The 11,095-nt window shown below is 67.2% G+C and carries 14 protein-coding genes and 1 pseudogene; 7 read left to right on the top strand and 8 right to left on the bottom strand.

The genetic code is table 11. The features are described 5' to 3' along the window. Both QOI01_RS08140 and QOI01_RS08135 read left to right on the top strand, forming a co-directional pair. Positions 1 to 233, top strand: a pseudogene (locus tag QOI01_RS08140) (dolichyl-phosphate-mannose--protein mannosyltransferase); the annotation flags it as partial. A gap of 117 nt (positions 234 to 350) precedes the next feature. Then, positions 351 to 1,208 carry a putative endonuclease domain-containing protein gene (locus QOI01_RS08135; protein ID WP_526379734.1) on the top strand — a complete coding sequence of 286 codons (858 nt, stop codon included), beginning with the start codon at positions 351 to 353 and terminating at the stop codon, positions 1,206 to 1,208. Between the two features lie 52 nt (positions 1,209 to 1,260). Here QOI01_RS08135 and arcA read toward each other — a convergent pair whose 3' ends face one another. Then, a complete protein-coding gene (gene arcA, locus QOI01_RS08130) occupies positions 1,261 to 2,466 on the bottom strand; it encodes an arginine deiminase (RefSeq protein WP_526379732.1) in 1,206 nt (401 codons plus the stop codon). 46 nt (positions 2,467 to 2,512) lie between these two features. On the opposite strand from arcA, the gene soxR reads away from it, so the two are divergent. Together soxR and QOI01_RS08120 are read left to right on the top strand one after the other, a co-directional pair. Then, the gene (gene soxR / locus QOI01_RS08125; RefSeq protein WP_526379730.1) at positions 2,513 to 2,944 is read left to right on the top strand and encodes a redox-sensitive transcriptional activator SoxR; all 432 of its coding nucleotides are present in this window, start codon (positions 2,513 to 2,515) and stop codon (positions 2,942 to 2,944) included. Between the two features lie 49 nt (positions 2,945 to 2,993). Beyond that, positions 2,994 to 3,617, top strand: coding sequence for an alpha-ketoglutarate-dependent dioxygenase AlkB (locus QOI01_RS08120; protein ID WP_526379736.1), 624 nt, complete (start codon positions 2,994 to 2,996; stop codon positions 3,615 to 3,617). On the opposite strand, the gene QOI01_RS08115 is transcribed toward QOI01_RS08120, so the two are convergent. After that, positions 3,614 to 4,273: a DUF5642 family protein gene (locus tag QOI01_RS08115; protein WP_526379728.1), complete on the bottom strand. Its 660-nt coding sequence runs from the start codon at positions 4,271 to 4,273 to the stop codon at positions 3,614 to 3,616. The genes QOI01_RS08120 and QOI01_RS08115 overlap by 4 nt on opposite strands. Positions 4,274 to 4,301: 28 nt before the next feature. Continuing rightward, on the bottom strand, positions 4,302 to 4,958 hold the full coding sequence (locus QOI01_RS08110; protein ID WP_526379726.1) for a DUF5642 family protein: 657 nt from the start codon (positions 4,956 to 4,958) through the stop codon (positions 4,302 to 4,304). A gap of 84 nt (positions 4,959 to 5,042) precedes the next feature. On the opposite strand from QOI01_RS08110, the gene bsh reads away from it, so the two are divergent. From bsh to QOI01_RS08095, 3 genes are all read left to right on the top strand, one after another. After that, positions 5,043 to 6,014, top strand: coding sequence for a bile salt hydrolase (gene bsh / locus QOI01_RS08105; protein WP_526379724.1), 972 nt, complete (start codon positions 5,043 to 5,045; stop codon positions 6,012 to 6,014). A gap of 76 nt (positions 6,015 to 6,090) precedes the next feature. Continuing rightward, positions 6,091 to 6,813 carry an envelope biogenesis lipoprotein LpqN gene (lpqN, locus tag QOI01_RS08100; protein WP_526379722.1) on the top strand — a complete coding sequence of 241 codons (723 nt, stop codon included), beginning with the start codon at positions 6,091 to 6,093 and terminating at the stop codon, positions 6,811 to 6,813. Between the two features lie 97 nt (positions 6,814 to 6,910). Further along, the gene (locus QOI01_RS08095) at positions 6,911 to 7,828 is read left to right on the top strand and encodes a hypothetical protein (protein WP_526379720.1); all 918 of its coding nucleotides are present in this window, start codon (positions 6,911 to 6,913) and stop codon (positions 7,826 to 7,828) included. A gap of 3 nt (positions 7,829 to 7,831) precedes the next feature. On the opposite strand, the gene QOI01_RS08090 is transcribed toward QOI01_RS08095, so the two are convergent. From QOI01_RS08090 to QOI01_RS08070, 5 genes are read right to left on the bottom strand one after another with little or no spacing between them, the layout of a single operon-like run. Next, positions 7,832 to 8,650 carry a shikimate 5-dehydrogenase gene (locus QOI01_RS08090; protein WP_526379718.1) on the bottom strand — a complete coding sequence of 273 codons (819 nt, stop codon included), beginning with the start codon at positions 8,648 to 8,650 and terminating at the stop codon, positions 7,832 to 7,834. Next, entirely contained in the window at positions 8,650 to 9,651 is a 1,002-nt protein-coding gene (pat, locus tag QOI01_RS08085) for an acetyltransferase Pat (RefSeq protein WP_526379716.1), read from the bottom strand. Before pat ends, QOI01_RS08090 begins: the two co-directional genes overlap by 1 nt. Positions 9,652 to 9,692: 41 nt before the next feature. After that, positions 9,693 to 10,136 carry a hypothetical protein gene (locus tag QOI01_RS08080; RefSeq protein WP_526379714.1) on the bottom strand — a complete coding sequence of 148 codons (444 nt, stop codon included), beginning with the start codon at positions 10,134 to 10,136 and terminating at the stop codon, positions 9,693 to 9,695. A gap of 45 nt (positions 10,137 to 10,181) precedes the next feature. Continuing rightward, a complete protein-coding gene (locus QOI01_RS08075; protein ID WP_526379712.1) occupies positions 10,182 to 10,682 on the bottom strand; it encodes a DUF6328 family protein in 501 nt (166 codons plus the stop codon). Between the two features lie 11 nt (positions 10,683 to 10,693). Further along, positions 10,694 to 10,951, bottom strand: a complete 258-nt coding sequence (locus QOI01_RS08070; RefSeq protein ID WP_526379710.1) for a Rho termination factor N-terminal domain-containing protein — start codon at positions 10,949 to 10,951, stop codon at positions 10,694 to 10,696. Positions 10,952 to 11,095 lie beyond the last annotated feature (144 nt).

Here is an 11,095-nt window from a genome sequence, read left to right as displayed (position 1 = left end):
TCTACGCCGTTCCGATGGCGCCCTTCCTGGTGATGATGATCGCGCTGATCCTCGGCGACGTGCTGTACGCGCCAAGGCAGAACGCCGAGCGACGAACGCTCGGCCTGCTCGTCGCGTGCATCTACGTCGCGGCTGTCATCACGAACTTCGCCTGGATGTATCCGATTCTGACCGGGCTTCCGATCTCGCAGTCGACGTGGAACATGCAGATCTGGCTGCCCAGCTGGCGATAGCCCCGTCCCGGGCCCACCGCCCCGCCGAAATAGCATTCCCTGTCGCTGCCACGCGCTGTTGATAACCATTGCTGCTGTCTCGTGGAATGTCGGATCACCGCGTCAAGCTCCTGTGCTATGGGAACCATCTTCTTGGGTAGCGAGGCGCTCGCTCGCGGTGAGGTCACGTGGGGTCAATTGCGCTCGAGGTACCGCGCCATCTATCCGGACGTCTACACGCCGCGGATTGCGGAACCGTCGTTGTACGCCAACGCCGTCGGGGCCTGGCTGTGGTCCGGTCGTCGCGGCCCGATAACCGGCCGAGCGGCGTCGGCGATCCACGGTTCGCTCTGGGTGGACGAGCGCGCGCCGATCGAACTCTTGTGGCGCAACAACCGGCCGCCCGCCGGAATCATCACTCGCAACGACCACTTCACCGACGACGACGTCGTCGAAATGAACGACATGGCGGTGGCCACTCCGCAGCGAGCCGCATACGACCTTGGCCGCTACCTTCCTCGCCAAGCCGCAGTGACGCACCTCGATGCCCTCTCCCGCGCAACCGGTCTCGCCGCTGACCACGTCGCACCGCTGATCGACCGCTATAAGGGAGCCCGAGGTATTCGACGGTTGCGCCACGCCATCGATCTGATGGATGGCGGTGCGCAGTCTCCAAGGGAAACCTGGTTACGACTCCTGCTCATCGACGCCGGATATCCACGACCGCGTACCCAGATCCCGGTAGTCGATGACTTCGGTTACGCGTTCGCCTGCCTAGACATGGGATGGGAGGACGTCAGGATCGCCGTGGAGTACGACGGTGATCAACACAGGACCGACCGCATCCGTTACGCATGGGACGTCAAGCGGCTTCGACGCATCCACGAGCAGGGCTGGCTGCACGTCAAGGTGATCTCGGAAGACCGGCCCGACGACGTGCTTCAGCGCGTCGGTGAGGCATGGGCGGCCCGCCGAGGCAGTAGCTACGGCGACTAAACGGACACCTCAACGACAGGGAATGCTATTTCGGCGCAATCTCGGGTGTGATCTACAGCGGGTCGCGGGCGACCGGACACGACATGCATCGCGGACCACCGCGTCCGGTGCCGAGTTCTGAGGCCGAGATCGGTAGCACCTCGATACCCGAATCCGCGAGTCGCGCATTGGTTTCGGAGTTTCGCTCATACGCGACCACCACGCCGGGCGCCAGCGCCAGGGTGTTGTTTCCGTCATCCCACTGCTCACGCTCGGCGGTGACGGGGTCAAGGCCCGTGTCGATGACACGGAGCTTGTTGATGCCCATCGCGTCCGCGGCCGCTTCGACGAAGGGGGCCGCGCTCTCGATCGTCACGCCGGACGACTTGCTCCGAATCGTGAACGCCGACAGCGAGTCGACGATGTTCGGGTACATCACCACGGCGTCCACGTCGACCATCGTGCAGACCGTGTCGAGGTGCATCTGCGCGCGTTCCTGTGCGATCGGCACGGCCAACACGGTATGCGCCAGGCCATCGTCGAACAGGCTGCGCGCCAACGCCTCCGCACCCGCCGGCGTCGTCCGCTCCCCTACGCCGACTGCGACCACGCCGGGGGACAGCAGCAGCACGTCGCCACCTTCGACGGGGGCCGAGCGCGATTCATAGGCCCGCCGCACGCCGAGGAACCGCGGATGGTGCGCGTAGATGAGGTCGGTCAGCGAGGTCTCGCGAATGCGCGCAGGCAGGGCCAGCGACGTGATCGCGGCCCGCGGCCCGATCCAGAACGACGAGTCGCGGGTGAACAGCAGGTTAGGCAACGGATCGATGACGAAGTCGGCGTCGTGATGCATCCGCTGGACCAGCGACAGCTCACTGCCGAAGAACGGCAGCTCACTGAACGTCATGCCGGCCATCAGGATGCGCGCCAAGGGCTCGACGTCGAGCGTTCGGAGGTAGGCCGAGAGTTCTTGCGCCAGAGGCAGTCCCAAGCGGCGGGTGTCGACCGCCGCGGAAATGCCGTGCATCCTGGCGGCGCCGCTGGCCAGCGCCTCGGTCAGCAGGTCGGCGAGCAACAACACCTCGACCCCACGTGATCGCAGCAGCGTCGCGAAAGCGTCATGCTCCTCCTGCGCGCGCGCCACCCACGGCATTCCGTCGAACAGCAGCCGGTCGTTGTTGCGCGGGGTGAGACGCTGAAGCTCCGGCCCCGGCCGATGCAGGATCACGACCCGCAGCGTCCCCACCTCTGAATTGGCGCCCAGCGTCGTACCCGTCATGACTAGCACCGTAACGCGGATCCTCACCTCAACTATCGTTGAGGTCATGGACGTGCTCGAGCTGACTCCCGGCGAGATGAGCCACCGCAGTGGCGTGGCGGTATCGGCGCTGCACTTCTACGAGCGCGAGGGCTTGATCGTCAGCCGCCGCACGTCGGGCAATCAACGACGCTATCCGCGCGAAACCCTGCGCCGCGTAGCGTTCATCCGGATGTCGCAGCGCCTCGGCATCCCACTGGCCCGCATCCGCGAGGCACTGGGGACACTGCCCATCGATCGCGTGCCAACCAGCAAGGACTGGGCACGCCTGTCGGCGGGCTGGCGCACCGACCTCGACGAACGGATCGTGCACCTGCAGCGCCTGCGCGACAACCTCACCGGTTGTATCGGCTGCGGTTGCCTGAGCCTGAAGACGTGCGTCCTGACCAATCCCGGCGACGTCCTGGCGCAACGCGGACCCGGCGCCGCCAACCTGTAACTTCGAACGTCTGTGCGATAGACTCTCCCGCGTGGCAGAGACCGGTCTGATGGTTCAAGGGGCGCTCTTCGACCACGACGAGCGGCGTGACTTGGGTGACGGCGCGTGGATCGACGTCCGCGCCGGCTGGCTCTTCGGCGGGCAGGAGCGCAGCGACCGGGGAATTGGCGCTGGTGCGGAGGACGTGTTCGACACGCTAGTGACGAACATCCCGTGGCGCGCCGAGCGGCGTCAGATGTACGACCGGATGCTCGACGTCCCCCGGCTGGTCAGCTTCCACGACCTGATGTCCGAACCCGCGCCGCACCCGGAGGTCGCGCGGCTGCGGGTACGCCTCAACGACATCTACGCCCGCGAGTTGGGCGAACCGTTCACCTCCGCGGGCCTCTGCCTGTACCGCGACGGCAGCGACAGCGTGGCCTGGCACGGCGACACCGTCGGACGCAGCAGCACCGAGGACACCATGGTGGCGATCCTCAGCCTCGGCGCGACGCGGATGTTCGCGCTGCGTCCCCGTTCCGGCGGCCGGTCGCTGCGGCTGCCCCAGGGCCACGGGGATCTGCTGGTGATGGGCGGTTCGTGTCAGCGCACGTGGGAACACGCCGTGCCCAAGACGGCGAAACCGACCGGTCCTAGGATCAGCATCCAGTTCCGCCCCCGCGACGTGCGTTAGGTCCCGCGCACCGCAACGACGGCGGCCGACAGCAGGTCGCGTGCCCGTTGGGTGTTCACCGGTGCAACGGGCTTGTTGGGCTCGACCAGCGGGTTGGCGGTGACGATGACCATGAACGTCGAGAAGCTGGCGACGTAGTTGTAGAGCTCGCCAGTCGCGGGTTTGCCGTCGACCATCGTCTGCACCACCCGATGTGTACCGAGCGTGCGGGCTCCGTCGATCGCAGGCGACTCGACGACCTCGACCAGGCCGCGCGCGCCACCACCGGCGAACGCGACCTTCTTGCACGACTCGCCAGGGTCGGGCATCTGCAGTGTCTCGGACGTCTCCACCGCGATTACGATGAACCGGTTGCCATCGCCCTCGGCCGTCGTCGCGGCCATGTTGCCCTTAACCCCTGGCGGCACTATCAGGCCCGTCGCCACCTTCGCACAGTCCGGCGGATCGAACGCCGCTCCGCGCGGAAGGGCTTGTGGCGCAAGCAGACGCGGGTCGATTCCGGTGGGCGCGACAGTGGTCGTCTTGAACTCCGGCCCGAAATTGGACTTCACGTCGAGCACCTTGGCGATGTCCGCCTTCGAGCCGTCCTGGGCCGGAGCATCCGAGCACGCGGCCAACACGAGCGCAGAGGCGAGGGCGAGCAGCGTCCTGAGCATCGCCGTCAATCTACCTGCCCGCGAACCGTCACCCGCGGATCGCCGCCACCGTCTTGACGAGCAGATCCGACGCGAAGTCCGCGCGCAGGGCCGGCCCCGCGACGCCGGGATCGGTGACCACCGTGACGTAGGCGACGTGCTCGCCCAGGTAGGCGATGAACGTGTCGGCGTGTGTGTGGGTTTCGGTGCCACCCTCGACGACGGTGGTGGCGTCGGTCGCCATGCCCAGCGTCGACGCGCCGTCGACGGCAGGCGGTCCGACGAGGGTGACGACGCCGCTGGTGGGCCCGGCCGACAGGGTCCAGGTGCCGCACGACGCCGCCAGCACCGGATCAAGGCCGACGGGTGCAACGGCCACCACGGCGTAGACGATGCCGCCGGGGCCGGAGGCGGACCAGCCATGAACAGCCCCGTCGGCGCCGTCACCCGCCGGATCGGCGAGCGCACCGCAGTGGCTCGGGTCCGCCGTCCACGCCTGACCGAAACCCCACAGCTCCAGCGGCGCAGCCCGACCGGACAGGTCGGCGACCTCGTAACCGTCCGGAAGATCAGAGCGGACGCGTTGCACCCGAGCCGGGTTCACCGCCGACGGCGACGCATCCGAGGTCCCTGGAGACGGGGGCACGGCGCCCTGCCCGCACGCCGCGCACAGCACGATCGCCACGCAGGACGCGAAGACGCGCATGAAGCGTTGGTACCACGGCTACGCTGACGGGCGTCGACAACGCGGGAGGACACGCCGCACTCGGACACGAGGAGAGCTGATCTGATGTGCACCCGAGTGTTGTGGAATACCAATGACATCGCCGTACTGACGGGCCGGAGCATGGATTGGCCCGAGTCGACCGAACCGTTGATCGTTGGCTTCCCGCGGGGCCAGAAGCGTGACGGTGGCCTGATGCTCAGCGAGGTGGTGGTGCCCGACAACCCGCTGCGGTGGACCAGTACGTACGCCAACCTCGCGACCACCGTATACGGAATCGGCACCGTCGACGGCCTCAACGAGCGCGGTGTCTCCGTCCATGGGCTCTACTTGAAGTCGACCGACGTGGGGCCACGCAACCCCGACCTCCCCGGGCTGCACACCGGTCTGTGGGCGCAGTACGTGCTCGACCAGGCGGCCACCGTCGCCGACGCCGTTGCGCTGATGGACGCGGTCCAGTTGGTGATGGTGAGCGCCCACGGGTTCGAGGCGACGCTGCACCTCGCCGTCGAGGACGCCGACGGCGACTCCGCGATCATGGAATTCGCCAACGGGGAGCTGGTCGTGCACCACGGCCGCGAGTTCACCCTGATGACCAACGATCCGACCTACGAAGAGCAACTCGAACTGCTTGCCGCGCAGGACTTCTCGCATCCCGACAGCTCGCTAGCGCTGCCCGGCAACGTCAACGCCGTTGACAGGTTCCAGCGGGCCGCCTACTACTCGGCGCTGCTACCCAAGCCGATCAGCCAGCGCCAGGCGGTGGCAGGCGTCATGGCGATCATGCGCAACGTGTCGGTGCCGTTCGGCGCGCCCTACGCCGAGTTCGGCGTCTACAACACCGAGTACCGCTCGGTGAGCGACCTGACCAACCGCACCTACTTCTTCGAGCTGACCACCAGCCCGAGCACCATCTGGGTGCAACTCGACGCCCTCGACCTCACCGAAGGGGCCCCGGTGACGGCGATCGATCCGTACGACGAATCGTTGACCGGCAACGTGAGCAACGAGTTTGCACCCCGTCAGATCGGATTCTGACCGTCACCGTCAATTGACGTGTACTTTCAGTTTGCCGACCGCAGGCTCTCACCCGCTTCCCTCGACAGGAGACTTCATGAGAATGCACACCACCGCGGGTGGCGTCGCCATCGCCCTCGTCGCTCTAGGGATGGCACTCGCAGGTTGCGGGTCGGACTCGAAGACCGCCGCGAGTTCCTCCTCGGCGGCGTCCAGTAGTTCGTCGGCAAGTAGCAGCGCGTCCAGCAGCAGCGCGGCGCCATCCTCGACTTCATCCTCACCGGCCGCCGGCGCGAACCCGACGATCGCCGACTACATCCAGGAGAACGGCATCACCGAGACCCCCGTCAAGCGCGGGGATCCGGGTGCGCCGGCGATCGATCTGCCGACGCCCGAGGGCTGGGCGGACGCGGGCGCCAAGACTCCCCAGGGTGCGTACGACGCGATCGTGTTCACCGATCCGTCGATGGCCGCCGACCCGCCGTCGATCGTCGCGATCGTGTCCAAGCTGACGGGCAATGTCGAGGCGACGAAGATCTTTCAGTACGCACCCGGCGAACTGAAGAATCTGCCCGGCTACGAGAGCGCGGGCGACGGGAACAATGCCAAGCTCGGCGGTTTCGATGCCTACCAGAGCGGCGCCACATACGTGAAGGACGGCGCCAAGCGACTGATCGCGAAGAAGACCGTCGCCATTCCGGCCAGCGACGGTAGTGGCATCTACGTCCTGCAACTCAGCGCCAACGGCACCGAGGATCAGATCGCGCCCCTGATGGACGCCACGTCGCAGATCGACGAGAAGACGACGATCACGCCATGACCGCCGTCCAGCAGTCCGAGGCGCAGGCCGAAGCCGAGGCCCACCCGGAGGAGTACGCCGCGAACCGGGCGAAGTACGGAAGGAAGCCATAGCCGCAGTGGGTCTCTTGAATCGCGGCGGCGGCCCGTCGGTCGTCGTGTCGCCAGGGATCGTCACCCCAAGACAGACGGTCCAGGCGACGGTCACCACCGACAAGCCGATCGACAAGGTGAGATCGGCGCGCCTGGACTGGGGCTACGCGAACTTCTACCACTACCACTGGGCCGGCCGTGCCGACTCCGCCGCGGCCGCAGGCAACGACAGCATCTGGACCGCCGATCAGGCCGGCACCGACTACGGCGGCGACCGCGACACCGATGACTGGGTGAGCGTCATCGCCGAGGACGTCCCGATCGCTGCGGGTGAGTTCACCGGTGCGTCGTCTACGTTCCGCGTGCCGTCGTGGGCGCCTGCGTCGTCATCGGCGATCGCCCGCTGGGAATGCCGGCTCACCATCGACCGCGGCGGCCGGTCCGCCAATCACAATCGGGTCACCAGCGGCGAGTTCACCGTGCTCATCGGCACTGGCGACGTCGAGTCCTACGTCGAACCCCTCGAGGTGGTCTCCGGTGCGGCCGAGACCGTCATCGACATCACGTTGTCCAAGCCGGTGTGGCGGGCGGGCGAGACCATCACCGGCCAGGCGACCCTGACACCCACGATGGACCTGCCCGATGGTGACCTCGCCGTGTCGTGGCAGCGCGAGCGCGAGTCACATCCGCTGACCCGCGCGCCCGGCCCCGGCGGCCAACTGGACGGCCGAATCGTGACGCTGGGCAAGCGAATTCCGCTGCGCGCCGGTGCGACCGTGGTCCTGCCCTTCGAGATACCGCTCCCGGCGGACGCGTCTCCGACAGCGGCCGCTGTGCACTCGTCGATCAACTGGTTCGTCCAGGCCCGGATGATGTATGCCGGTTTCAACGCCCTCGTGCTCGAACGGGTGCGCCGCCCGATCATCGTGATCAACGCTCCCTGAAGGTCAGGCCCGCGAGATCGCCGACGCGGCGGCCACCTGCTCGGCCGTCGGTCGCACCCCGGTGTAGCGCTCGAACTGCTCGGCGGCCTGCAGCGCGATCACCTCGGCGCCGGTGATCACGTCGACGCCCGCGTCGCGCGCCGCCCTGATCAAGGGTGTCTCCGACGGCAGCGCCACGACGTCGAACACGGTCGTCGCGCCGGCGATGGTCGCCTCGCCGAAGGCCTTCTCGGAGGCTTCCGAGGCGCCAGCCATACCGATCGGAGTGACGTTCACGATCACCGATGCGGTGTGGGAGCCGACCTCGGCGGCATGGTCGTAGCCGAGGCGATCGGCGAGCGCGCGCCCGCTCTCCTCGTTGCGCGCGACGACGATCCCGGACGTGAAGCCATGGTCGCGGAACGCCGCGCCGACCGCGCTGGCCATCCCGCCGCTGCCACGGATCAACACCCGCCCCGCCGGGTCGATACCGTGTTCGTCGATGAGTCGCTGCACGGCGAGATAGTCGGTGTTGGACGCGGTGAGGTGACCGTCCTCGTTGACGATGGTGTTGACCGAACCGATGGCCCGCGCGGAGGCCTCGACCTCGTCGACGAGCGCGAGCACGTCCTCCTTGAACGGCATCGACACCGAACAACCGCGGATGCCCAGCGCACGCACACCGCCGATCGCGGCCGCGATGTCGGTGGTGGTGAACGCCTTGTAGACGAAGTCGAGGCCGAGTACGTCGTAGAGGTGGTTGTGAAACCGCGTGCCGATGTTGCTGGGTCGCGCGGCCAGCGAGATGCACAGCCGGGTGTCCTTGGACAGAGGCGGCTTCATCAGCCGACCGCTCGGACCACTTGGCGTGCGGCGGAACGGATTTCGCGATAGAGCGCGGGTGACAACGAGAGATCGCGCACGAGCGGGACGTCGAACGCGGTCGTGACCACGCCCTGCTCGTCGCGCTGCCATGTCGCGCCGTAGCGATCGAGAATGGTTCGCATCGGGACATTGTCCGCCAACACGCGGGCCGTGAATCGACGGATGCCCTCACTGCGCGCCGCGACGGCGAGCGCTTCCATCAGGAAGGTGCCGATCCCGCGACCCTGGTAGTCGTCGCCGACGATGAAGGCGACTTCGGCGACGGCGGGACTCGCCTCCCTGACGAACCTGGCGTCGGCGACGACCGGCGCGTCGATGCCCCTGCCGTCGGTGAGCACCCAGACGAAGTGATCGACGTAGTCGACCTCGAACAGGTAGGCCATGAGAGACGCCGTCGGCGTCCGCGTCGTCTGGAACCGTCGGTAGAACGTCTCGCTGGAGAACTCAACGGCCCCGTGCGCGGTGCGCTCCTTGTCGCCGGGGAGCACCGGCCGCAGGTGAAGTTCGGTCCCGTCGCGCATGGTCACCGCGATGGACGTCACGAAGGTCGCGAGACGTTGGCGTGCGGTGCGTACGAGCTTGTCCATCATGAACGGCACGTCGAGCATCGCCGCGATGGCCTCCCGGCCGCCGACCCATCCGGTGAGCCCGTGGGTCACCGTGACCGTCGCGGTCCGTGGAACATCCCGCAGCAGCGCGATCTCGCCGACGATGAGTCCTGGTGTCACCTCGACCTCGATGACCTCGCCGTCGGCGCCCGTGTGGGTGACTCGCGCTCGCCCTGATCCGATGAGCAGGAACGAATCGGCATGCTCCCCCTGGCGCATCAGCACCTGGCCAGGCGGCGCAGTCAGTGGCCGCAGTCGTGCGGCCAGCGGCCCAAGGGTTTCGATCGGGCACCCGGCGAAGAACTCCAGCGCAGCCAGGTCGTCGGCGCTGACGGTGAGTGATCCCGCCACGTCAACGACGTTACGTCACCCGGAGACGGGCATCACCGAATTCAGACCCCGTCCATCGGCGGGCCGTTGAGGTTGCTCACCCGTTTTTCGGCGACGGCGGTGGCCACCGCGATGCCGTCGCGGACGACGCCGACGATCGCGACTTCGTCGTTGACTGCGAACGCAGTTGCGGCGCCACCGATCAGGCCGCCCTTCGTGGTGATGGCATTCGTCTGGGAGTCGATGACGTAGGTGCGGGCGAATCCGTCGACGCTCTCGGCGGTCAACGACGTGGGTGACACCGCGACGAGCCTGCCCTCCTGGCTGATGGGCTGTTGAACGGCAGCGACGGTCGCGGGTGTCCGCGCCGCCGTCGCGTCGCCGGAGACGACGTGCACCACCATGGCAGCGGAGATGGCGGCCGTGGCCACGGCAAACAGCATCACGACCATCACTGCCTCGACCCGTGACGACTTCTCATCCCGCTTCGAATGTCTGGAGGCCATGACCGGCTCTCACTTCCGCTCGACTCGCGACCGGGTACCCGTCGCTCAGCTACGGGAAACCCGCATCCACACCGGGATGAGCACCCAGAACGCCGCGAAGGCCGCCAATGCCACTGCGCCGGCTGCGATGCCGGCCACGCGCCCCGACACGGCGTCGAAGACGATGACCGTCATTCCGACCAGCGCCAATCCAAGCAACAGCAGGCCCGCATAGGCCAGCCGGTGCGCGGCAGATACCAGGGCCATCAGCCGACGTTGGCGGAAGAGAATGCGGTGGATGCCGACGGGCGCGATGAGCAGCACGGTCGCGGCCACCGAGCAGCCCACGGTGATCAGGTACAGAACGCGCATGTCGCCGTCGAGGATGTCGAAACGCTGCTGGAACGGCAGGGTCAGCAGGAAACCGGTCAACAGTTGGACGCCGGTCTGCACGACCCGCAACTCCTGGAGAAGGTTCGACCAGTTGCGGTCCAGCCGTTCGGTCTCGGTCTCCGACCGGGCGCCGTGATCCCAGCGCTGGTCGTCCTCCGGATGGTCGACGTCCATGTGTCCCGGACTCAGTGGTTGCGCAGTTCCGAGATCAACTTGTCCTTGGTGAGTCCGGAGTAACCGGACAAGCCGAGTTCCTTGGCGCGCTTCTTCAATTCGGGCACCGTCCAGTCGTCATAGGTGCCCGCCTCGCCGCCCTTCTTGCCCACCGCCGACTTTCCGCGCGCGGCCACGGCATTCGAGATGCGGGCCGACTTCTCCTTCGAATTGCCCTGCTTTCGCAGGTCTTCGTACATGCCCTCGTTCTTGATCGACGAGTTGGGCATGTTCACCACCTCCAAACGTCGGGGCTCTAGAAATGCCCCGTTGGGTGGACGGGCAAACGGGCAGTCGCACCGGGCACGTCGCCGCGAACGGCGACCGAGTCCGTGGGCCCCTTGACCATGACGTCGATGACGACGTCGTCGTCG

Source organism: Mycobacterium sp. (assembly GCF_032162605.1).
Classification (GTDB): Bacteria; Actinomycetota; Actinomycetes; order Mycobacteriales; family Mycobacteriaceae; genus Mycobacterium.
This window is presented reverse-complemented; position numbering and strand designations above follow the sequence as displayed.